The organism is Fodinibius salipaludis, from assembly GCF_002287075.1.
GTDB lineage: Bacteria > Bacteroidota > Rhodothermia > Balneolales > Balneolaceae > Fodinibius > Fodinibius salipaludis.
The window spans coordinates 69,973-94,856 of sequence record NZ_NSKE01000001.1 but is presented as its reverse complement, the minus strand read 5'-3'; the positions used below and the strand labels follow the sequence as shown (position 1 = coordinate 94,856).

11 protein-coding genes are annotated in these 24,884 nt (G+C 41.6%); 7 read left to right on the top strand and 4 right to left on the bottom strand.

The window, feature by feature from the left end; genetic code table 11:
- Window positions 1–80 precede the first annotated feature (80 nt).
- The 7 genes from CK503_RS00415 to nfo all read left to right on the top strand — a co-directional run bounded on the left by CK503_RS00415 (window position 81) and on the right by nfo (window position 21,463).
- Window positions 81–8,693 (top strand): GH36-type glycosyl hydrolase domain-containing protein, encoded by an 8,613-nt coding sequence (locus tag CK503_RS00415; protein ID WP_095604810.1) that lies wholly within the window; start codon window positions 81–83, stop codon window positions 8,691–8,693.
- Window positions 8,694–8,827: 134 nt separating this feature from the next.
- On the top strand, window positions 8,828–9,964 hold the full coding sequence (locus tag CK503_RS00410; protein ID WP_095604809.1) for a chemotaxis protein CheB: 1,137 nt from the start codon (window positions 8,828–8,830) through the stop codon (window positions 9,962–9,964).
- Between the two features lie 43 nt (window positions 9,965–10,007).
- Window positions 10,008–12,686 carry a cation-translocating P-type ATPase gene (locus tag CK503_RS00405; protein ID WP_095604808.1) on the top strand — a complete coding sequence of 893 codons (2,679 nt, stop codon included), beginning with the start codon at window positions 10,008–10,010 and terminating at the stop codon, window positions 12,684–12,686.
- Window positions 12,687–13,372: 686 nt separating this feature from the next.
- Window positions 13,373–15,133, top strand: coding sequence for a response regulator (locus CK503_RS00400; protein ID WP_095604807.1), 1,761 nt, complete (start codon window positions 13,373–13,375; stop codon window positions 15,131–15,133).
- 198 nt (window positions 15,134–15,331) lie between these two features.
- Window positions 15,332–18,787 (top strand): two-component regulator propeller domain-containing protein, encoded by a 3,456-nt coding sequence (locus CK503_RS00395; RefSeq protein ID WP_095604806.1) that lies wholly within the window; start codon window positions 15,332–15,334, stop codon window positions 18,785–18,787.
- Between the two features lie 174 nt (window positions 18,788–18,961).
- A complete protein-coding gene (locus CK503_RS00390) occupies window positions 18,962–20,407 on the top strand; it encodes an ATP-binding protein (RefSeq protein ID WP_095604805.1) in 1,446 nt (481 codons plus the stop codon).
- A 213-nt stretch (window positions 20,408–20,620) separates the two neighbouring features.
- Window positions 20,621–21,463, top strand: a complete 843-nt coding sequence (gene nfo / locus CK503_RS00385) for a deoxyribonuclease IV (RefSeq protein WP_095604804.1) — start codon at window positions 20,621–20,623, stop codon at window positions 21,461–21,463.
- On the opposite strand, the gene CK503_RS00380 is transcribed toward nfo, so the two are convergent.
- The 4 genes from CK503_RS00380 to CK503_RS00365 all read right to left on the bottom strand — a co-directional run bounded on the left by CK503_RS00380 (window position 21,460) and on the right by CK503_RS00365 (window position 24,863).
- On the bottom strand, window positions 21,460–22,206 hold the full coding sequence (locus CK503_RS00380; protein WP_095604803.1) for a class I SAM-dependent methyltransferase: 747 nt from the start codon (window positions 22,204–22,206) through the stop codon (window positions 21,460–21,462). The genes nfo and CK503_RS00380 overlap by 4 nt on opposite strands.
- 1 nt (window position 22,207) lies before the next feature.
- Window positions 22,208–23,137 carry a DUF1684 domain-containing protein gene (locus CK503_RS00375; RefSeq protein ID WP_095604802.1) on the bottom strand — a complete coding sequence of 310 codons (930 nt, stop codon included), beginning with the start codon at window positions 23,135–23,137 and terminating at the stop codon, window positions 22,208–22,210.
- Between the two features lie 89 nt (window positions 23,138–23,226).
- A complete protein-coding gene (locus tag CK503_RS00370) occupies window positions 23,227–23,838 on the bottom strand; it encodes a hypothetical protein (RefSeq protein WP_095604801.1) in 612 nt (203 codons plus the stop codon).
- Window positions 23,838–24,863 carry a glycosyltransferase family 2 protein gene (locus CK503_RS00365; protein WP_095604800.1) on the bottom strand — a complete coding sequence of 342 codons (1,026 nt, stop codon included), beginning with the start codon at window positions 24,861–24,863 and terminating at the stop codon, window positions 23,838–23,840. The genes CK503_RS00370 and CK503_RS00365 overlap by 1 nt, the downstream gene beginning before the upstream one ends.
- Window positions 24,864–24,884: the final 21 nt, after the last annotated feature.

Here is a 24,884-nt window from a genome sequence, read left to right as displayed (position 1 = left end):
CAACCGGGAACAGTTATTAAAAGTGTGAACAAGACCACATGTATTTTAGTATAGACTGTCTGTATTAATTACCCCCGCCTATGGCTACAGAAACACAGGTCCATTTTAATAAGCAATATCTGAAAGAAGAGATACGTCAACTCGCTGAATTGCAACAGATTACGCGTGATACTGGCCCCATACAATCTATTGGTGAAACATTACTGACGGCCAAAAAGACCCTCACTAAAACCTATAAAGTATTGGCGCGGGCGGCAAAGCTCAATCAGGAATTGAGTTCGGCAGGGGAATGGTTGATTGACAACTTTTATATTATCCAGGAGCAGATTGTACAGCTGCAGGCGGATTTACCTAAGTCGTATTACGAAAAATTGCCTCGATTGACTCAAGGCGAATTTAAAGGGTATCCAAGAACATATGAGATTATACAGCTGCTGGCATCAATTAGTGATAATATCATTGATCAGAAGAATACCACCATTGCTATTCGGGCTTACCAGGAAGTAGATATTCTAAATCTGGCCGAGATGTGGTCGGTACCGCTTATGAATAGGTTAACTTTGATAGTGCGGTTGGCCGAGCGAAGTAAAAAGCTTCTCCGAGATCGCAAAATTCAGGATGACATTGATGCAGTGTTAAGCGATCAAATATCGGATAATATCGAGGAACCTGGATTTTTGTTACGTAAATTATCCGAAATTGTTGATGAGCAGCCTGACTCCATACGCTATTTAGTGATTTTAGCCCAGCGTCTGCAGTCGCGCGGTATGTTTACCGAAAATGAACGCCGCTGGTTCGATTATAAACTTTCACGCTGGGAAACTAATCTTGAGGAGCAGCTCCGGGGCCGAATCCAGCAGACCTCTCGGCTGCACTTAAGTATTCAAAATGCCATATCATCTTTACGCGAAGTTTCAGAAACCGACTGGTCCGTTTTTGTAGAGAGCTGTTCTATTGTCGAACGTATCCTACGACTTGATCCCGCCGACATATATCCTCGCATGGATTTTAGCACGCGCGATCGGTACCGTAAAATAGTAGAAAAGATCAGCTCCCACTCAACTTTCAGCGAACAGAAGGTGGCTGAACGAGCGCTGATGATGGCTGAAAGTGCTGCCCAGAACGGTACGAAACAGCGAAGTAAAAAAATGCATATCGGCTACTATCTTATTGATGATGGTTATGCCGATTTGTGTCAAAAACTCTCCTATCAAAAACCTATTGATGAACGCTTGCGCCAGCTGGCAGAAGAGTATCCCGCAATTTATTACTCCTTCATCGGGATCCATTTTATTGTTTTACTTGGCACTATTGGACTTGTCACCAATTTGTTGGCTCGCGAAATCTGGATGATTATTCTCACGTTGGTTATATCCTGGCTGCCAGCTTTCGATTTATCCATTGTTTCTGCCAATCGATTGTTGTCTTTTCTAATTCCGCCCCGCATTTTGCCAAAACTTGAATTCAAAGAAGATATTCCCGATCAGTATCGAACTGTAGTAATTGTGCCAACCATGTTTTCATCACCTGCTGATGTGGAAGCGCAGTTTGAGCTACTCGAAATTCGTGCCTTGGCTAATGCCAACGAATCACTCCAGTTTGCTATTATTTCGGATTTTCTTGATGCCAAATCTGAGACAAGAGAGAAGGATGAAGCCATTTTAAAAACCGCACGTCAGCAGATTAATCGATTGAACCTGCAGTATCATAGTAAATATGGTCATAAGTTCCTGTTTTTCCACCGAAAGCGTTTATGGAATGATTCAGAGCAGAAGTGGATGGGCTGGGAACGTAAGCGCGGTAAAATCGAAGAATTTAATCGACTTATAAAAAATAAGGATGCCCAAACGAGCTTCATCGAAAAACCGAAAGACTTTTTAATATCAACACAAAAATTCCCGGTTAAATATGTAATTACGCTCGATGCCGATACGAAGCTGCCTCCGGGTAGTGCTCAAATGCTGATTGGTACTGCTGCCCACCCACTTAATCGAGCAGAAATAGATCCCGATAAAAAGATTGTAACTAAGGGATACGGAATATTTCAGCCTCGTATTTCCATCCCGCCCAAATCGGCCAACAAAACCATGTTTACTAAAATATACTCTGGCAATGTTGGCCTTGATCCCTATACCACTGCTGTCTCTGATATCTATCAAGATGTTTTTGGTGAAGGGGTTTTTACCGGCAAGGGGCTTTACGATCTGGATGTTTTTGAAGAGGTACTTGGCGATCGTTTTCCGGAGAATCGCATCTTATCGCATGACTTGTTGGAGAGTACATATCTGCGAGCGGCTTTATTGACTGATATTGAACTTTTTGATGACTATCCCACAACCTATTTAAGTTTTTCAAAGCGGCTACACCGGTGGATCCGGGGCGATTGGCAAATTTTATTTTGGTTGTTTGGAAGGGTGCCCAAAGGGGATAATAAAAAGGAACACAACCCGATAAACAGTATATCAAGATGGAAAATATTTGATAATCTGCGCCGATCCCTAAATCCTGTGGCATTGTTACTTTTTTTATTAGCCGGATGGATTTTTCTGCCCGGTTCTGCGTTGATATGGACCGCCGCCGTTTTTGGCATTGTGGCCTTTCCTATTTACTCCAGTTTCTCAACCGATATTTTTCGCCGTCCACAACGGGTAGGATGGCGCCTGTATCTGGATACCGTTCGTGTTGATATTAAGGTAAATACCATTCAGGCGGTAACAAGCTTTTTAAACCTCCCACATCAGGCTTTTATTTCGCTGGATGCCATTTTAAGAACACTTTATCGTCTGTTTAAAACTCAAAACCATTTATTGGAATGGACTACCGCCACACAGGTTGAGAAAGAACATGCTGATGGATCACAATGGGATTATTGGCTAAAGATGACCCCGAATATTATATGGGGAGGGCTTTGTTTAGCATTGGTAAGTATATTCAGCACCTCCGTTTTATTTATTGCCGTTCCTATATGTTTGGGTTGGTTTTTGGCGCCCTATGTGACGTACTTTTTGAGTCGTCCCCTTAAAACTGAAAAGCGAGTATTATCATCCAAACAGTACCAAGAGTTACGGCAATATGCTCGCAGAACATGGCATTTCTTTGAGCAATATGTTAATGAAGAACACTCTTGGCTGCCTCCCGATAACGTGCAGGAAGAACCCTACATCGGGGCGGTTGGACGTACATCCCCGACAAATATGGGGCTTGCACTTACAGCGGTCTATTCGGCTTTTGAGATGGGTTATCTAACACTAACCGAAATGGTTAACCTTCTTGATAAAATGCTTACCTCAATGGGGGAGCTCGATCGGTATCGCGGACATTTCTATAACTGGTACAGTACGAGATTAGGAGACGTATTGAATCCCAAATATGTATCCACCGTTGATTCGGGAAATTTGGCGGCAGCACTGTTGGTCGTTGAACAGGCATTGCATCAACTTGATAAACGGACTTGGCCAAATCCAGCGTTTTGGGTCGGTTTACACGATACTATACAGGTTTTGCAGGATCTGTTTTCTGAGCTTAAGCAAAGTGGCAATTACAAAGGAGTTGCAGATGAAGTGATTGCTATTACAAAGAGAATGAACGACGAAATTCCCGATAGTGCTCCCGAATCCATCGAAACTTGGAAGGAGAGCTTGATAGCGTTACGTGAGGATGCTAAAAAGCTTGATCAACTTTCAGCCGGCATCTTAGAATATTCATTGGAAGATCTGCTTAATCATGAATGGAGCGATTGGCTTCAACGTCCGTTGATTCAGATCGAGGGCCAACTGGATGAAATCGAGAAGTTCGGGGCCGTAAATAGCAAAGCATCAATTAACAAAGACACGCTTAATACCAGTGTGTATGCTAATCTCCTTTTAAGGGCTTCCAAATTGAGCCGTACTTGTCGGGAGATGGTGGAAGAGATGGACTTTTCGCTGGTGTATGATTCCGACCGTGAGTTATTTAGTATTGGTTATAATGTAGATCGGGCCCATCAGGATAATAGTTATTATGATCTGTTGGCCAGTGAGGCCCGTCTGGCATCGTTTATTGCGATAGCAAAGGGCGAAGTACCACCCAAACACTGGTTTCGGCTAAGTCGAAGACTGACAAGTATTGAACGCAACGAAATTCTGCTTTCCTGGGGCGGTACCATGTTTGAATATTTGATGCCGCTGCTGTTTATGTCCCAATTTGAAAATACGCTGCTCAGTAACACCTACGAAAATGTGGTTCTTTGGCAGCGGAATTATGGTTCTTTGCGGAATAAGCCCTGGGGATTTTCGGAAAGCGGATATAACGTGCGTAACTTGGAATTGCATTACCAATACCGCGCATTTGGTGTGCCGGGGCTTGGGTTACGCCGGGGATTGGCTGAGGATTATGTGGTGGCACCTTACGCTGGCATGCTCGCGCTGATGGTGGATCCTAAACAAGCGCTTAAAAACCTTCGAAAATTGCGAGATGAGGGCGTTTATGGGGCAAATGGTTTTTATGAAGCTTTGGACTATACGCCTCGTCACCTTTCTGGGGATGATAACAATGCCGTAGTGAAAATGTATATGGCTCATCACCAGGGTATGAGTCTATTGGCTCTCTTAAATGTATTGGATAATAACCGCGTGCAACAATTATTCCATGATCACCCCTTGGTTCGTTCCTGTGAGCTGCTTTTACAAGAACGAATTCCACGAGGAATTCCCATTAAGGAGCCACGTCCTATTGATGTGGAGCTTGAACCGGCCGAAGAGGAGCGCGCTAAAAATGTAGTGGATCATGCCAGTATAGAGGATCTGGATAATACTCCGCCCCGAACACATGTTCTTTCCAATGGAGGTTATTCGACGTTGATAACCCATTCGGGAACGGGCTACTCTTATACCAATGATGTCATGCTTACCCGATGGCAACCGGATGTAGTAACCGATCACTATGGCATGTTTTTCTATATTCGAGATTTGGAAAGTGGTAATTACTGGTCGGCCGGGCATCAACCGGTTAAACGCCAGGCTGACCGATATGATACATGGTTTCATGCAGGGAAAGTGCAGATTGCTCGTGTAGATGACTGGATTGAAACATTTTTGGAGGTCTGTGTTTCGCCCGAAGACAACATAGAGCTGCGAAAAATAACGTTGACAAACTATTCGGAACGTAAACGCCAGATTGAAATTACCAGTTACGCTGAAGTCGTTTTAAATACCCAACAGGCCGACCGGGCCCATCCAGCATTTTCAAATTTATTTGTTCAAACAGAATACCTGCAAGAACATCATTCAATATTGGCAAAACGACGTCCGCGAGCAGAAGATGAGGATCCCATTTGGCTGGTACATACTATCGCCAGTGAAGATGCGGACAGTTTTTCCGAGGAGCTTCAGATTGAAACAGATCGTGGTCAATTTATTGGGCGAAACCGCTCCATGCAGAATCCTCGGGTTTTGGATAAAGGAGAAAGACTCAGCGGCTCGGTTGGTAATGTGAAAGATCCTATTGTGAGTATTCGAAGGGTAATAACACTTGATCCAGGGGAGAAAAAGAATATTACCTTTGGATTAGGAAGGGTTGCCAACCGTGATGAAGCGGTGGCTATGGGGGATCAATATGATAATATCTACGCTACGGATCGTGTTTTTGAACTTGCTTCTATCTATGGCAATGTAGAGTTGGAACATGTAGGACTAAGCGGTGAACAAGCCCAGTATATTCAGCATCTCACGGGGTATCTTGTGTATAATTGCGAAGCCTTGCGAGCTAAGGAAAATACATTAACGCAAAACAGAAAAACACAGTCGGGTCTTTGGGCTCATGGAATTTCCGGTGATGCACCCATTTTAGTATATCATATTGATGATAAAAAGTTTATGCGGGAGGTAACACTACTACTAAAAGCTCATCATTTTTGGCGTCAACGTGGCTTGAAAGTTGATTTATTTTTTATGAACGATCATCCGCCATCGTATGTCAATGAACTCCAGGAATTAATCCAACAGCAGTTACAGCAAACCACTGAACGTCATACGCAGCAAGAAAAAGGTGGAGTTTTTATCCTCCGAAGTGATGAGTTGAGCCGAGAAGATAACATCCTTATTAATACCGTAGCTCATGTAGTCCTTACAGGAAAACTGCCCGATCTTACGCAGTTGAAAGAGCAGAATCAGATAGAAATAACTGAAAAATTTAAATCAATATACAAACCGGTTGAACATGTTGGGGCTGGGAATGAGTCCAGTGATATTGGTGATGGTTTATTGTTTTATAACAGTTACGGTGGTTTTTCTACCAACGGCCGTGAGTATATTATCACCCTCCGGACCGATCCGGATACCAAAGAGTTGCTCTTTCCACCGGCGCCGTGGATCAATGTTATAGCCAATCCGCATTTTGGTTTTTTGACAACCGAAAAGGGATCTGCATACACCTGGAGTAAAAATAGTCGAGAGAATAAGCTTACTCCTTGGTCTAATGATGCGGTGTTGGATCCATCCGGGGAGGCTATTTATATACGGGATGAAGACGAAAAACTATTTTGGTCGCCTATGCCACAGCCGGTACCGGGTAGTACTAATTATGAAGTCAGGCATGGGCACGGATATTCAACCTATCGAAGTACAACCATGAATATAGAGCAGGAGGTAAGTACGTGGGTGGACAAAGACGACCCAATTAAGTTTGTAAAACTTAGGCTATCAAATGAAGGGTTGATGGATAAAAAGTTGACGTTGTTAGAGTATAAAGATTTGGTTCTGGGGGTATTCAGAGAGCATGCGACCCGTGAGATTATAACCTCCATTGATGAAAAGATGCAAACCATCTTTGCGCGCAACCATTACAACAATGAATTTGCGGGACGAGTAGCATTCTCCGGCTTTACAACGGAGCATGATATCTACTCGGTTTCTTATTCCTCCGATCGACAAGCATTTATTGGACGTAATCGAAATTTACAAAATCCAAAAGCGGTTAGAAGGGATATGGCCTTAAATGGACGTTTTGGGATGAGGTTTGAATCATGTGCGGCCCATCAGTTTTCTCTGGAACTAAAATCGGGCGAAACTGCCGATATTTATTTTTATTTGGGAGAAGTACAGCATCATGAGGAGGGGGTAACGCTGATCAGCAAATATCAGGATATTGAAACTATAGAACAATCACTTAGGGAGGTCAAGACTTTTTGGCGCGAGAAACTCGGTGGCATCCAAGTTAAGACTCCGGAACCGGAATTAAACGTGTTAATGAATGGCTGGCTGCAATATCAGAATATAGCCTGCCGAATGTGGGGACGTACCGGTTTTTATCAAGCAGGTGGGGCATTTGGATTTCGGGATCAGCTGCAGGATGCTACGGCCGCTTGCTATTTGGATCCCAAGCTAACCCGCAAACAAATTCTATTGCATGCTGCTCATCAGTTTGAGGAGGGAGATGTACTGCATTGGTGGCATCCACCGACCGATCGGGGTATTCGATCAATCATTACCGATGATCTGCTTTGGCTGCCCTATACAACGGCTTTTTATATTAAAAATTCAGGCGACAATGCTATTTTGGATGAACAGGTTGCTTTTTTAAAGGCGCGTCAATTGTATGAAGGAGAGCATGAGGTTTACTTGCAGCCGGAGGTATCAGATCAACAGGGATCCTTATACGAGCACTGCTGTCGGGCTATTGACCGCTCGTTAACAAAGGGAGCACATGGGTTGCCTTTAATTGGTGGCGGGGACTGGAATGACGGCATGAATAAAGTAGGTGTTGATGGTAAGGGCGAAAGCATCTGGCTGGGATTTTTCCTTTACACTATCTTGAACGATTTTATTCCGATTGTTAAGACTTACAATGACAAGGAGAGACTGGATAGATACAGCACCTATAAAGAAGATCTGGAAAAACATCTCAATGAGGAGGGATGGGACGGAGAATGGTACCGGCGGGCTTATTATGATGACGGCACCCCACTGGGGTCATCCCAAAATGATGAGTGTCGCATAGATGCAATTGCCCAGGCATGGTCGGTTATTTCCGGAGCCGGAACACCTGCTAAAACAGAAAAAGCACTATTTGCTGCCGAACAGCATTTGGTATCGAAGCAGGATGGTATAATAAAATTACTGACACCGGCTTTTGACCAAACCGAGAAAAATCCCGGTTACATCAAAGGGTATATCCCGGGCATTCGCGAAAATGGAGGTCAATATACTCATGCCGCGTTGTGGTTGGTCAAAGCATTTGCAGAAGCAGGACAAGTCGAAAAGGCTATCTCATATATGAAGATGCTTTTGCCTGTCAATCATGCTTTAAATAATATAGATGTAGAGTGTTATCAAGTTGAGCCTTATGCTGTTGCGGCTGATATCTATGGAGAACATCCGTTAGTGGGAATGGGAGGTTGGACCTGGTATACCGGCTCGGCGGGATGGATGTATCGCGTGATACTGGAATCCATTTTAGGTATAACTTTTGTTGATGGAATTAACATTGAGATTAAGCCCACTGTTATTTCCTCGTGGAAAAAGTACGAGTGTTGGATTAGTAATAAAGGACATGATGTTGAGTTGCATATCGAAATATTGAATCCCAATAAATTATCCAAGGGAACAATTACTGCCTTGTTGAATGGGTCGCCGGTTTCTTCAAAAAATGACGTCGTGACATGTTCAATTCCGAATACTTCAGGAGATTATCATTTAAGCATCATTATAGAGGAATAGATATTTTTTTGGATTGTTTATATGGTGGAAATTCTTACAACTATTATATAGTAGTACGTACATCTATCCGCTAAACAATTTCATACATTTATTTCAAGGTATTTTAAAATGATTACCCCAGAAATAAAATTATTATGGATATCGTAAATGTATTAATCATCGATAAAAATATTCTTGTCAGAAGAGCAATAACAACCATTCTTGAACAGCGTGAAGAGTACCGTATGTTTTGGTTGAATGACGCGTTTGATACGGTAGAAACAGTTATTCGTAACGTAGCACCCGATATTGTTCTGTTGAGCATCGATGATATTGAGGGCGAAGGGTTAGATATATTGCAGAAAGTACAGACTTCATTCAGCAACTTGCCGGTAATTGTCATAAGTCCCCGCAACGAAGGTGGAGCAAAAGCGGCAATAACAGCGCTACGACTGGGGGCCATTGACTTTGTAACCAAACCGGAATCAAATAATCTGATTCTATTTGCAGAACGGCATCTTAAAAAACGATTGGAGCCTTTACTTAAGGCCGTTTACAAAATGAAAAAGCATCAGAATATAGATGATATGATGCTCGAGTCGTTAACCCAGCCGCAGAAAAGTTTTGGGGATTTTAGTGCCGAAGTTAAAGAGCCACAGCCAATTGAAGTTGCCGTAATAGGTGGATGTACCGGAGGAGTGCTGACACTATTTTCAATATTGAGTAAATTGCCCAAAGATTTGGCAATACCTTTGGTTATTGTTCAACATCTTCCACGGACGTATACTGAGTATTTGGCTACTTCTTTAGATTCAGTTTGCAAAATATCTGTCAAAGAAGTAGAGAACGGCGAACCCTTGGAGGCCGGTACTGCATATATTGCAACCGGTGGATATCAGTGTGAAATTTCCAAGTCTGCTTCAACTATTGAGGCTTCGATATGTCGCGGTCCCCGAGAAAATAATATGCGTCCATCTATTGATGTATTATTTCGTTCTGCAGCTAAAGTAAGTGGCAATAAGGTTCTTGGAGTATTGCTAAGCGGTTGTGGGAGTGATGGATTAAGTGGGGCTGAAGAAATTAAAAATCACTCCGGACAAGTTATCGTTCAGGATCCCCGGTCTTCTATTATTCCTGATCTTCCTTTGTCAACTATTTCAAAAGGAATAACAAAAACATATTGCACTCCGCAAGATATTACGAATCAATTAATTAAATATTCCAAGCTTGGTAGTGATATCGAATATATTAGCCGCGAAAAAGATGCAATAAATACCAAATATTTATTTTAGATTGTCCATAGATGCTTCATGCAAAATATGATTTTATTCATCTATGGACAGGCCGGTAGAAACCAATCCTTTCTTTGATAAACAACCTTGGGCGCTTGATATTGCAGATGTTCTTGGCGTCTTAGAGGTTGATTCGAAACACGGACTGTCATCAAAACAAGTTAGGCAGCGCCAACAAAAATTTGGCCCAAACCAGCTTCGCAAGCATAAGAAGCGGGGTATCGTAGAGATCCTCATCAATCAGCTTAAAAGTATCATCATTGTACTTTTGGCTACTGCAGCACTCTTTGCATTTTGGTTGGGAGAATATGTGGACGGCTGGGCTATTGTGGCCGTAATTGTAATTAATACCGTCATCGGATTTTTTACCGAACTGCGCGCCGTTCGTTCAATGGAAGCTCTTTTTAAACTGGGAAAAGTGAGCACAAGAGTCCGTCGTGCAGGCAAAATCATTGAAATTGATGCCGAAGAATTGGTGCCCGGAGACGTGGTTATAATCGAAGGCGGTGATATTATTACTGCTGATTTACGCATCATTAAACAATCCAAGCTGCAATCTGATGAGTCAGCGTTGACGGGAGAAAGTTTACCGGTCTCCAAACAGGGAGATGCGGTTGCAGAAGATACGGTATTGGCTGGACGGGATAATATGCTTTATAAAGGAACTGCCGTGACGCGCGGATCGGGAGAGGCCGTGGTTGTTTCAACGGGATTAGATACCGAACTGGGAGCGATTTCATCGCTGGTAGAAGAAGCGGACCAAGAGCAGACACCGCTCGAAGAACGACTCGATAAACTTGGCTATCGCTTAATTACAATAACGCTAATAATAGCTCTATTTGTGGTAGGATCAGGGATCTGGGCAGGGAAAGAGTTATTTCTGATGGTCGAAACAGGCATTGCGCTGGCGGTAGCGGCAATACCGGAAGGGTTGCCTATTGTAGCCACTATTGCCCTGGCGAAAGGGATTCGGTTAATGGCCAGAAAAAATGCACTGGTCAACCGACTCTCATCCGTTGAAACATTAGGGGCTACCGGTATTATTTGCACGGATAAAACCGGAACGTTGACAGAAAACAAAATGACAGTCACCGGCTTTTATTTGTCAGGGGATCGAGACATTTCTTTGTCTGAGCATAAGATGTCAGATAACAGTGATCTTAGATTGGCTCTGGAAGTCGGCGTTCTCTGTAATAACGCATCGCTGTATCATCAAGAAAAAGGCGGAACAGGCGATCCATTGGAAATTGCCTTATTAGAAGCGGCTAAAAAGGCTGGATTAGTTATTGACGAGCTCCCATCTAAATATCCGGAAATTCGAGAGGAAGCCTTTGACGCAGATGTAAAGATGATGGCTACCTGGAATAAAAAGAAGGACGGTGAGTATCGGGTTAGCGTTAAAGGGGCACCGGGGGCAGTATTGGATGTCTGCAGTTCAGTAATGGTAGATGGAGAAGTTCAACCGTTGCAAAAAAAGGACCGCGAACAATGGGAGGAACTGAACCTGGAGCTGGGACGAGAGGGGTTACGCATGCTGGCGTTTGCTGTTAAAACAGTGGATACGATCGAAGGGAATCCCTACGAAGAGTTAACACTGATAGGGCTTGTGGCACTGAGCGATCCACCCCGTAGTGACGTGAAACCTGCAATTTTTCGATGTCAGCAAGCAGGTATTCGAGTGGTTATGATAACAGGCGACCAAAAGGCAACTGCTGAATCAATTGCTGAATCCGTGGGTATTGATCTGAACAATCGGGAAGCCATACATGGTCGGGATTTACCGGATATTGCAGGATTGGAAATGGACAGCCCGGAGACAAATGAGATCTATCACACCTCGGTCTTTTCACGTGTAAGTCCCAGTCAAAAACTGGATCTTATCGAGCTCTTTCAAAAGAAAGGTCAGATTGTAGCGATGACGGGCGATGGGGTGAATGATGCTCCGGCTCTTAAAAAGGCTGATATTGGTATTGCTATGGGGCAGCGGGGAACTCAAGTAGCACAAGAGGCCTCGGATATGGTGCTATTGGATGATGCTTTTTCTACCATTGTGAGTGCAATAGAGCAGGGACGCGTAATTTTCAATAATATCCGGCGGTTCATTTACTACCTGATGTCGTGCAATGTAAGCGAGGTTATGGTGGTGGCTATGGCGACTATTATTGGCACTGCGTTACCCATCTTACCGCTGCAGATTCTCTTTTTGAATTTAGTTACCGATGTTTTTCCGGCCTTGGCACTGGGCGTTGGTGAAGGGGAAGCGGGAATTATGCAAAAGTCGCCACGCAGTCCCGAACAGCCTATCTTGGGCCGTAGCGAATGGATAGGAATAGCTGGTTATGCGTTTATTATTACGCTATCGGTTCTCGGCTCACTTTTTATTGGGATGGAGTACCTGCTTCTATCGGCTGATAAGGCCGTTACGTTGTCATTTTTAACACTTGCTTTTGCCCAGTTGTGGCATGTATTTAATATGCGAAGCAGTGATTCTGGGTTTTGGAATAACACCATAACAACAAATAACTATATCTGGGCCGCGCTGCTGCTATGTACCGGCTTACTGTTTGTAGCTGTTTATGTGCCGGTGATAAGTGATGTGTTAAAAGTTACGCCACCTACGGTAACCGGTTGGGGGGTGGTTTTTATCATGAGTGTAATTCCACTTCTGGTGGGACAACTGTGGAAGGGGTATGGACCGGATCTGGAAGTTCTGCAAAAATAAAAAAGCCAACAGTTTCCTTATTTCGTATTACCGAAGTAAGTATTGGGGTGTAATCTCAGCCTCGATTTCTCAAAGCACCCTCAACTGCTGGCTTCACCACCGGTATTGATATACCGATGAATATTAGACCGCCGCACACAACTTTGAAATACCAATTAAGGCCAATTTTCAAGAAGAAGTCCACGGTCATTATTTTAGACTTACCCTAATATTATGCCGAAGCATTCATAAGGTTGTGCAGTTTCAGAATGTCAAACTCTCTCACAGTTTTTCATCTATGAATAACATAATAGTTTATGGAATTTTTGTCTGTAGGAGAAAAGAGGAATAGCATGTAGCATTTTGTAGTACAGGATGAAACTATTCTCAGAAGCGTAGCATCAAAAGAGAGAAATGTATTAAAAAGTACTTGGTAGGTTTTTATGACGGTTCGTATTAGCTGTTAATTTTCATCTGATAACATAACTAATGTATTATGATTGGATGTTATCAGGCAGATCTGAGGAGGGTTTAATCATATCATGATCAAATAAACACTGATAATAACATTGGGTTTCTCTATCTAAACATATTTATTAAAAATTTTTAATAAATATTAATAGGCATATATTATATCAGTACGGAATAATCCAAAGCAGAGCGGCTAAATTTAGGTTAATATTACAGTAACAACGGGATGAGGTTTCATGGGATACAATCATATTTTACTTGTAGATGACAATGAATCTATCCATGAGGATATAGAATCAATTTTATCTAACTCTGTCAGTAAAGAAGATGAAGAACTAAAAGGGATAGAAGACGAGCTTTTCGGTAGTTCTCCAAATGAGCAGGAAAAAACTGACAATTTGGTTGATTACGAAATTGATCATGCCTATCAGGGGAAGGAAGCTGTTGAAATGGTGTCTGAAGCTTATGAGTTAGGAGATCCCTACGCTCTTATATTTATGGATGTTAGGATGCCTCCGGGTATAGACGGTATTCAAACGATAAAACAGATATGGGAAGATTATCCTTATACAGAGATAGTTATATGTACTGCTTATTCTGATTACTCGTGGGATAAAATCGTTTCCAATTTAGGCAATACCGATAAGCTATTGTTTATGAAGAAGCCTTTTGATGCTACGGCTTTGAAACAGATAGCATTAACGCTTACTACAAAATGGAAGTTACAGCAGGAAGCTATTTCTTATACCGAAAAGCTTGAGGAAGAGGTGGATGAGCGTACAAGTGAGTTGAATGAGTTAGTAGAAAAGTATAAGGAAATGAAAGATAAGGCTGAGAAAGCTTCAGCTGCTAAAAGTGTTTTTCTTGCTAATATGAGTCATGAAATACGCACCCCGATGAACGGCGTAATAGGGATGACTGATCTTTTGCTGGAAACTGATTTAAGTGAAGAGCAGAAAGAGCTGTCCCGAATGGCAAAAAGGAGTGGAGAGTCCTTATTAAGAGTTATTAACGATATCCTGAACTTCTCAAAGGTAGAAGCCGGAAAGATGGAAATCGAATATATTCCTTTTAATATTCGGAATCTTGTCAAAGAAGTTGTAGAAATGATCTCATTATCCTCTGATGAGAAAGGCTTGTCAATAAAATATTCCATTGATGATAATATTCCCAATAGGATGTCAGGAGATCCAACACGGTTGCGACAAGTACTCCTAAATTATGGTAGTAATGCCGTGAAATTTACTGAGGAGGGATATGTTTCATTTGAGGTGGATCTTTTAGAGTCAGATGGAGACAAACAACTTATCAAATTTACTGTAAGCGATACGGGAATCGGGATTCCTGAAGAAAAACAATCTCAAATATTCAGCTCTTTTTCTCAAGGGGATTCCTCAACAACCAGAAAATTTGGAGGAACTGGATTAGGATTGGCTATTTGCCGGCAGCTGGCAGACTTGATGGATGCGGAGGTCGGTTTAGAGAGTGAGGAAGGAAAGGGATCAAGTTTTTATTTTACGGTACCCTTAGAGAAAGTCGCCGCTGATAAAAGAACTGATTCTGATAGCCAAAGTGAGGAGAACCAGGTAGAGTCTATTGGGAAATCGCTAAGGATTCTTGTAGCCGAGGATAATAAAGTAAATCAAATGGTCACTACCAAGATGTTGGAAAAGGAAGGCTTTGTTATAGATATCGTTGAGACAGGAACTGAAGCCATAGAATACCTGGAGCAGAATGAGTACGATCTTATCCTAATGGATGTTCAGATGCCCGAAATGGATGGGTATGAGGCGACTAAAAAAATTAGAACAATGGAAAAGAGGACGAACAAGCATATTCCAGTTATAGCACTGACGGCCTCGGCGATGGAAAAAGATCGGGAACTATGTTTACAGGCGGGGATGGATGACTATATTGCAAAGCCAGTAGATAAACAGGATTTGATAAAAACAATAAAAAAAGTAATAGAAATGGATTTTAGTTTATTAAGTAAATAAAACGTTAATATCACAGATACATTTGTCACTTTTTAAGTGTGGAGTCATCCGTAAAAGTAACATTTGATTTATTTATGACAGATTCACTATACAGATTTCTTGCGATTTCATTGCATATACAAACAGGTACAGTAACCACTGGAAACAATGGTTTTTATCAATGAAATTATGTTCTACTACTAAATTTATAGCATATATATGAAGCGATTGAAGAAATATGTTTTGGTACTATTCTTAAAGGGAGTTCTTTTTTTTATAGCAGCACTGCCTGCTTTTTCTCAAGTTGATTCTTATCAGTTTGCCCATCTGGGACTCGAGGACGGATTATCCCAAGCAACTGTTAATTCGATTGTCCAGGATGATAAAGGTTTTTTGTGGTTTGGCACCGTCGGTGGATTGAATCGCTATGACGGCCGGCAGATGATTGTCTACCGAAGTGATTTGATTGATAATAATAGCCTTAGTGATAAACAGGTTACCGACATTTGTATAGATACAAATAGTGATCTTTGGATTAGCACGGTAAATGGGCTTTCCTTTTTCAATATAAGAACCGAGCAGTTCAGGCTTTTTTATGAAAAAGATGGACCGCAAAGTATTAGTGATAATTCTGTAAATGGCGTTCATTGTGATTCGGATGGCACGGTATGGCTTGCAACTGATCAGGGCCTAAATAAGTTGACAAACAAGCAAAAAGGAACATTTAAAAGTTTGGAAATTAGAGGTGAGCAACAAAATTTTCGGGAACTTTACAGGGACAAAAAAGGCATTTTGTGGGTCGGATCCTTTGGGGCTGGTCTGTATTATTTAGATCCGGAAGAAGAACAATTTGTCAGTAGCGAACTACCAATGTTGGATGAGAAAATAGTTACCTCAATTCATGAAGGTCACGGATACCTATGGGTTGGTACCGAAGCCGGTTTGTTTCGTATAAATGAAAACCGCACCAAGGTTATAATCTATCAAAATACGGTTGATGATCATGCTTCTCTTAGTAATGATTACGTAAATGATATTTATCAGGATAGTCAATCCAATTTATGGATAGGCACCCAAAATGGCCTGAATTTATACCAACCCGACCGGGATGAGTTTATCCGGCTGAAGGCGGATCCCAAAGACGATCAAAGCTTAAAGTCCAATCGCATTAATAGTATTTACGAAGACAGGCATAATACCTTATGGATAGGTACCCAGTCTAATGGAATAAGCAAATTTAGCTATCATCAGAAAGGTATTAAGCACTATTCTGCATATCCTGATGATGAAAACAGTATTAGTGACAACAATATTTGGGATTTCGTTGAGGATGAGAATGATAATATCTGGATAGGTACGGATGAGGGCTTAAATAGATTTGATCCGGATAATGAACAGTTTGATCATTTTTATCATGATCCCGATAACCCCAATTCGCTTAGCAACAATCGTATTTACAATATCGAAATTGATCGTCACAGAAATTTATGGATAAGCACCGCAGACGGACTTAACAAGTTTGATCCGCAAACAGAGCGCACAGAGCGTTATTTGTATGATCCTGATGATAAAAATTCTATCAGTTATAATATATTATGGGGAGTTGATATTGACTCCTCAGGCAATATCTGGATAGGGACCAGAGGACGTGGTCTTAATGTGCTTAATCCGGAAACCGAAACCTTTGTGCATTATAACCACGATCCTAATGATACGGAAAGTTTAGGAGCATCATACGTTTCTGATGTTTTCATCGACAGCAGGGGACAGATATGGGTGGGGACACAGAATGGACTAAACTTATATGAACCGGAGACAAAAACCTTCAAAAAATTTCCTCATACTTCTGAAAATCCTCACAGTCTTGACACAGGTATTGTTATAGATATTCAAGAGGATGCGAATGGAAGGCTTTGGGTTGGTACCATTATGGGTGCAAATGTATTGGATATAGAAAGTCATGAAGTATTGAAACATATATCCTTAAAAGATGGCCTTCCAGATGATATCATTTGGGGGATTACCGAAGATGAAAGGGGGAATATCTATATGGGTACTACCCTGGGTCTCGCAGTTTGGGATTCGGAAACGAAGACCTTTAATAATTTTGATAAAAGAGATGGATTGCAGGGCAATGAGTTTAACGCGGGGGCTGCTTTTACTTCTTCATCAGGAGAAATTTATATGGGCGGTACAAACGGATTTAATAAATTTTCGCCTTCAGATCTCACGGGTAATCCCAACCCACCACCGGTGGTAATAACTGATTTTCAGTTATATAATGAATCAGTTCCTATCAAGGATAGTATTGAAGAAGATGGAGAGCGTCGGAAACTTTTGGATAAATCCATTACTTATACCGATACCCTTACACTTTCTTATGCTGATAATGTGATTTCTTTTGAATTTGCAGCACTGAACTTTACCATCCCCGAAAAAAATCAATATGCATATAAACTGGAGGGGTTTGATGAAAAGTGGAACTATATCGGGAATCGGAATTTTGTTACGTATACCGAGTTGCCTCCTGGGGCTTACACCTTTCGTGTCAAAGCCTCAAACAACGATGGGGTTTGGAATGAAGAGGGAACTTCGTTGGCCCTTGTGATTACTCCGCCTTTTTGGCAAACAACATGGTTTTATCTGATCTCAGCATTATTTATCGTGGGATTAGTATTTACAGGCTACCGCTTGCGGGTACGAAGTATTAAAGAATATAGCAGAAGACTTGAAAAAGAGGTGGCCGATCGCACTGATGAGCTAAACAAGAAAAATAGGGATCTAAAAAGCACCTTGAAGGAGCTCGAAGAGACTAAAGACGAGCTTGTTGAAAAGGCGCATAAAGCTGGTATGGCCGATATAGCCTCTGGAGTGTTGCATAATGTCGGGAATATATTAAATAGTGTTAATACATCTGCTACAGTGATTAAGGATACCGTGAGGCAATCCAAAGTGGAAAGGCTCTCACAGGCTAATGAGTTATTAAGGGAGCATATTGATCGGGTTGAAGAGTTTATTGCGGAGAACCCAAAAGGCAAGCAGTTGCTTAATTATTATTTGAAGCTGGAAGAGCCGATTCAGAAGGAACAGCAAAAAATGCTTAAACAATCACAACGTCTTTCAGAAAAGGTTGATTTGATTAGTGAGGTTATAGCAGCTCAACAGAGTTATGCCGGGGCCAGTATTGAAGCGGATCAGGCATCTCTTGATGAAATGGTCAATGATGCATTGACTTTACAGTCCGGTTCTATCGAGCGCCATGGATTAACAATTAAGAAAGATTTGCAACCAATTGAAGCCATAACCGCTCATCGGACACAGCTGATTCATATTCTGGTTAATATTTTTAAAAATGCAAAAGAAGCTATGGTAGAAAATGAACCGGAGGAGAAAGTCATCCGTATTAAAACATGGCAGGAAGATAATAAAGTGCATTTGTCTATTTCCGATAATGGTCATGGGATAAAAAAGGAAAATATTGATAAAATTTTTACCCAGGGCTTTACGACTAAGAATGAGGGACATGGCTTCGGTCTTCACAGTTGTGCCAATTATATGCAAAGTATGGGTGGAAAAATAAAAGTAGAGAGCAATGGGAAAGGGAGGGGGGCTACATTTATATTAGTTTTCCCAAGTAGTACAAATGGTAATAATTCCTATAATGAAAAATCCTGAAGGGCATTTAAGTAAGTACAAAACAATTACAGTTAGGTAGAAATCTTTGAAACACTGTCACTAATCTATATGCTTGGCATAGAGGATTATTTTTTTTGCCTGTGTAGGAGTTAGATCTTTTGAGTAGATACCCAACGGACCATAGCACTCTCCTTTAATCTTTTATTTTATGGTATGCTATTTAGTTTCAAAGAAATAAAATTAGGCAAAGCTCATCGATTGGCCCGTTCCAACTATGTGCCCCGCATAATCGGTTTTATATTTTCTTTCCTGGTTATTTTATTGCTCGTTTTTGAACGAGGATGGTCGTATTGGTACTTCGCTTTCATGATTCCGTATTTTTTGGTTTATCCCCATTTCGTTTTACTGGCATCAAAATTAGCCCCAGATAAAAAAAGCATCGAAATTGGGGCAATGATGTTTGATGTATTTATCCTTGGGGTCTGGATGGCTAATATTCATTTTTTTATGTGGATGGCATTCGCCTTTTTGGCTTCTACAGTTCTGAATCACACTATGGTGGGAGGGTATCGACAACTGTTAAAAGCCTTGCCGTTATTTATTGCTGGTGCGGTAATTGGTGGTTTTATGACAAATTTCAGGTTAGAGTTGGAAGCTCCCCATTATATAGAGTTCATGGCAATGGCAGCTCTGGTAATATATATTGTCGGTGCTGCAGGAATTTTCTACAAGCAGGCTCGTCGATTGGCAGAAATAAGGGTGGAATTGGAAGATAAAAACCAAGAGCTAAACGATACGATCCAAAAACTTCATCACACCCAAGATGAGTTAGTTGAGAAGGCCCATAAGGCAGGAATGGCAGAGTTGGCAACAGGAATATTGCATAATGTAGGTAATGTCTTGAATAGCGTAAATATATCCACGGATATTCTTAGGGAGACCGTTTTGAATTCCAAGCTGGAAAAGTTTAAAAGTGCAAATAAACTGCTAAAAGAACATGAAGACAACCTTGAGGAATTCATCTTAAATAATCCAAAGGGTAAAAGTCTGCTCAAATATTATTTAAAGCTGGAAGAATCTTTGGACAAGGAGTATAACACGTTGAAAGAACAGACATCACGATTGGTAGATAAAGTGCAGCTGATTAAAGAAGTGATTGATTCACAGCAAAGCTATGCCAAAGTGGGATTGATTAATGAAGAGATGCGTCTTGAAGACATTGTCAATGATACCTTAAAGATGCAGTCAGGAAGTATAGAACGTCACGGTCTCCATATAGAAAAAGATTTTAATGATACGGAAAGTGTAAGCGTTCAGAAGAGTAAAGTCATCCATATTTTGATAAATCTGTTCAAGAATGCTAAAGAATCCATGGAGGAATTCCCATCCGAAAAGAAAAAAATTACTATTAGCACGTGGCAGGATACAGAAAAAGTTTTTCTTTCTGTGTCGGATACGGGAGAAGGTATACCTGATAATGAGATAAATAAAGTATTTAACCACGGATTTACGACCAAAGAAAAGGGGCATGGATACGGATTGCATACATGCGCTAACTATATGACTGAAATGGGAGGTAACATAAGCGTAGTAAGTGAGGGTAAGGGAGAAGGTGCTACTTTTATATTAGCTTTTCCGAAAGGGATAGAAGATAGTTAATGCATGTATGAGCAAAATTTCTGGAACTACATTTTTATCAACGGCGGCTATTGAACGAAATCTTTTATGGTTATGGGATTGATATTAGCAATAAAGCAGTAGTTTATTATCAAATTCACAGTACTTTTAAAGTCTGAGGGTTGCTCTTTAAGGAATCTTTCTTTTCCTTCGCCTATTCTGTAATAACAAACTCAAGCAACAATTCAATTGGTTATGAAATTTGTAGGAGCCCATGTAAGTGCTGCGGGAGGCGTTGAAAATACCCCAAAACGAGCTCATGAAATAGGTGCTAAGGCCTTTGCCTTATTTACCAAGAATCAACGTCGATGGGAGGGGACGCCGCTTACAGGAGAAAATATTGAGGGTTTTAAAGCCGAATGTGAAAAGTATGGGTATTCCATGGACCAAGTGATACCCCATGACAGTTATTTGATTAACCTCGGTCACCCGGAACAAAAGAAGCTTGAGAAATCGCGCAAAGCATTTCTGGATGAAATGCAGCGCTGCGAGCAATTAGGAATCAAGCTTCTCAATTTTCATCCTGGGAATCACCTTAACAAAATTAATGTAGAAGAATGCCTGGATCGGAATGCCGAATCATTGAATTGGGCTTTGAATAAAACCGAAGGCGTAACGGCCGTTATTGAAAATACGGCGGGACAGGGCACCAGCGTGGGATATAAGTTTGAGTACCTGGCTCGAATTATTGATGGGGTTGAAGACAAAAGCAGGATTGGTGTTTGTATCGATACCTGTCATGCATTTGCGGCCGGATATGATCTATCCACAGAAGACGGATTTAAGGCTATGTGTGAAGCGTTTGAAAAAACGGTTGGATTCGAATATTTGAAAGGCATACACCTTAATGATTCCCAAAAAGAACTCGGCAGCCGCGTAGATCGCCACGATAATATTGGAGAAGGTAAAATTGGACTTAAGGGTTTTGAGCTGCTGATGAATGATGAACGCTTTGATGATATCCCGATGATACTTGAAACGCCCAATACCGAACGCTGGCCACAGGAGATTGAACTGCTGTATAGCTTGGTTGATTAATCTATCTTTCCCAATCGCATAAAAATCGGGAAAGTGGCTTCAAATTTTTTGGGGTTCGAAAGTGCTTTTTCGAGTTCATTGATCGTTTCATCAGCCGGATTGTACCCCTCTTCGGCTTTGATACGCTGAATGGCCGACCACGAATTGAAGTACCCTTCCAGCTGATCTAATGACCAAGTGTAATGTTTTTCAAAAGAGGGTGTGGGAATCTCATCAAAGGGAAAAGGGATGTTCTGATAGCGATTGTCTAAATACCTGCGATTTTCGTTAAAATATTTGCTGAATGCTGTTTCATACATTTCATCAATAATAGGATTAACCCTTTCGGATATGCGAACCATACCGTATCCGATAACAGCAAGAAGACCATTTTGGGCAGCAGTTCTGCGTACTTCATTATAAAACTGATCGAAGTTGAGCCAGTGAATGGCTTGTGCTATGGTGATGAGGTCGAAGGTATCATCGGGCAAACCGGAATGTTCAGCAGGTGTATTCAGGTAGGTGATATTTGCTTTCTCCGGGGCATAGCTGAGTTGCTCTTTGCTGATATCGTTGGCAAAAACCTGATCAAAATGATTAGACAAATAACCGGCTACCTGTCCCGATCCTGTAGCGCAGTCCCAAGCTATTCTTTGTTGATTGAGATGCTTAAAAATAAACTCATACATCTTATCTGGATAATCAGGGCGAAATTTCGCATATAGATCTGCTTGTTTGGAAAATCGTTTTTCTGATTTTGACATATTAATATGTTTGGGCGTCTTTAAACATTTTTTCTCCGGCCGGAATGGCTATGTCCAGTTTGTTTTGGGCTGGAGGTAATGGGCATGTTGCATATTCGGTAAACACGCAGGGTGGATTGTATGATTTGTTGAAGTCGATATAGGTAATGTTATCCTCATTGGGCGTTGGTATATAGATATAGCGCCCACCTCCGTACGTCGACTCCCCGTTGGTTTTATCCCCAAAAATGATGAAAAACTTATCGTCTTTATCGGGATGGTTAAGTGGGGCCAGACTGTACTTTTCACCGTTAATAGAAAATTGCAGCATACCGTAAAGGGTATCCTGCATGCCTTCGTTTAAGATATCGGGCACTGTTATTGGCTTTGGTTTTTTGAATGGTTTAAACTCGGCTTCGACTTTCCACTTCTTGTCAATTGAGAAGCGATCAATACCGTCAAAGGCTGCAAGATTCGGGTGTTGCTCATCAACCAGGCGGATGTAGTAATCCCCTCTGCGGTCAAGGAGATACCAAACGAATGAACCGTGTTTTAGTACGGTGCCGGATCTGGCATTGCCGGGTATCATGGTGATTTCTGAGATAGTATCCTGTTCATGGGTAACTACGACATCATCATCTACCTGCACGGTAATTGTCGTATCTTTTTTGATAATGGTTCCGATTGAAGGAGTAGCTTTTGGAGGAAATACAAAATCGTTGGTGGAATCGGAACCAAAACTGTGAGTACCATTTTCCAGTTCATAAAGCCCCGCCAGCTTTAGCCAGTCCTCGGGACCTAACAGGTTGTCTATTCGGACTTGATGCCACTTATTTACTTCTTTGGCATGTTCGGCCTCGGTTTGTTCCTGGTCAGAGTTACAACCGATGATTGCAATAGATAAAACTAAAATAGCAATGAAAGTTGCCAGTAAATGATGCCAATTAATCATAATTTTAAAATATAGTTTGCAAATAGAACTCAAATATAAAACAGAAAAAGGAGCATTAGCGTTTTATGGATACGGAATATTTGAGGCATTTAATTCAATGACAGGTCGAGATCTACCTGCTCATGTCTTTGATAAATCAGGGGTATGGCAAGTGCCATCAGGTAGCACAAAATACCAATCACAACAAAGGATATTCCGATAGTAAAATCGTATTCCAATACATTCATCCGGACTAACAAATTGTACCAGTCGTGCGATTCTTTTCCCAGTCCGCCGATAAGGGGCAGTTGCCGAGCACTTCCATCGGCAACGTAAGTGGCTACATCTAACCAGCTAAAACCAACCAGCAGATAAGAAAATTGCAGCCCAATGTATTTTCTATTGATCCAGCAGTAGCCGAGAATTACCAGTGGCAACAGAATTTGAAAAAGAGAGCCTCCCAGAATGGTGAGAAAGCGAAAGCCAAGCAGCCCAAAGAATGTGTGTCCTGCCTCGTGGACGATTAGCAGAAAAGTATCGACAAACAGGTAAACAATATCGAGGGGAAAAGGGTAGTTATAGTTTACTGCAAAGAAAATGTTGTAATTAATGGCCCAGTAAACCTGATGCAGAGAGTAGAATATGAGTGGGAGCATTAAGAGGGAAGCCCACCACTTTTTCAAAAAAGTAATCGTTTGTTCTTTGATCTGTTTGGACTTCATTACCGGCTAAAAATTTCGCTGAATTTCTTTTTACCCCTTATAAAATATTCCCAAACGATTGATTTGTTAAGCATTACGGGCGGATTGTCTTGAACCTTGCGTTGCTGTTGCAAATAATAACGCTTTTGGTAGGTGTTGTGAAATCCTTTCCAAAAGTCGAGGTGAGCCCTGAAAATAGCTTTGAAAGATTGGGTGTCTCCATCTTTAAGTGTTTTAAAAGCTGCCGCAATATCGAGGAGGTACCGCCCAAGAAATTGCCAGGCAATGGAATGGATGCTGCTGTTTTTCCAGATCATCCTGAGATTATTGCGATAATTGTAGTAGAGCTTTCGAGGTGAGTCCATGGGTAGTGATCCGCCGCCGAGGTGATAAACGGTACTTTCAGGACAGTAACGAACGCGATATCCCATATTCCAAAGGCGCCAGCAGAGATCGATTTCCTCCATGTGAAACACAAAGTCTTCATCGAAAGGACCAAACTCCTCAAATAGCTCCTTGCGTATAGCCAAAGCAGCACCGCTGGCCCAGAAGATATCAGATTCATAATTGTATTGCCCCTGATCTTTTTCCAGCGTATCGAAAATACGTCCCCGGCAAAATGGATATCCGAACCGATCTGAAAATCCGCCCGCCGCCCCGGCGTACTCGAAATATTCGGGGTCCTTGTCCCAAAGCATTTTGGGCTGTACTGCGGCAATACTATCATCTTCTTGGAAAGATGTAGCGAGTCCATCAAGCCAATCCGGCTCTACCCGCACATCGTTATTCAGGAAAATGAGGATGTCTCCCTCGGCATGAGATACAGCCCTGTTATTCCCACCGCAGTATCCATAATTTCGGTCGAATTCGGCAATTTTTACGTCGGGATAATTCTCTCTTATCCATTGCTTTGATCCATCGGTAGAGGCGTTATCGGCCAGAATAATTTCGTAATGGGGATAGTCGGTAGCAGTTACACTCGGGAAATAGGTTTTAAGATGATGTAGTGCATTCCATGAGACAATTATAATGCTAAAATAGGGCATATTTGATTTTTAATGACCAAG

Bases quoted from the DNA above. Each gene is read 5' to 3' on its own strand.
- CK503_RS00410 (WP_095604809.1), top strand. From the start codon at position 8,828: ATGGATATCGTAAATGTATTAATCATCGATAAAAATATTCTTGTCAGA.
- CK503_RS00370 (WP_095604801.1), bottom strand. From the start codon at position 23,838: ATGAAGTCCAAACAGATCAAAGAACAAACGATTACTTTTTTGAAAAAG.
- CK503_RS00390 (WP_095604805.1), top strand. From the start codon at position 18,962: ATGCTATTTAGTTTCAAAGAAATAAAATTAGGCAAAGCTCATCGATTG.
- CK503_RS00380 (WP_095604803.1), bottom strand. From the start codon at position 22,206: ATGTCAAAATCAGAAAAACGATTTTCCAAACAAGCAGATCTATATGCG.
- CK503_RS00375 (WP_095604802.1), bottom strand. From the start codon at position 23,137: ATGATTAATTGGCATCATTTACTGGCAACTTTCATTGCTATTTTAGTT.
- nfo (WP_095604804.1), top strand. From the start codon at position 20,621: ATGAAATTTGTAGGAGCCCATGTAAGTGCTGCGGGAGGCGTTGAAAAT.
- CK503_RS00400 (WP_095604807.1), top strand. From the start codon at position 13,373: ATGGGATACAATCATATTTTACTTGTAGATGACAATGAATCTATCCAT.
- CK503_RS00365 (WP_095604800.1), bottom strand. From the start codon at position 24,863: ATGCCCTATTTTAGCATTATAATTGTCTCATGGAATGCACTACATCAT.
- CK503_RS00405 (WP_095604808.1), top strand. From the start codon at position 10,008: ATGGACAGGCCGGTAGAAACCAATCCTTTCTTTGATAAACAACCTTGG.
- CK503_RS00395 (WP_095604806.1), top strand. From the start codon at position 15,332: ATGAAGCGATTGAAGAAATATGTTTTGGTACTATTCTTAAAGGGAGTT.
- CK503_RS00415 (WP_095604810.1), top strand. From the start codon at position 81: ATGGCTACAGAAACACAGGTCCATTTTAATAAGCAATATCTGAAAGAA.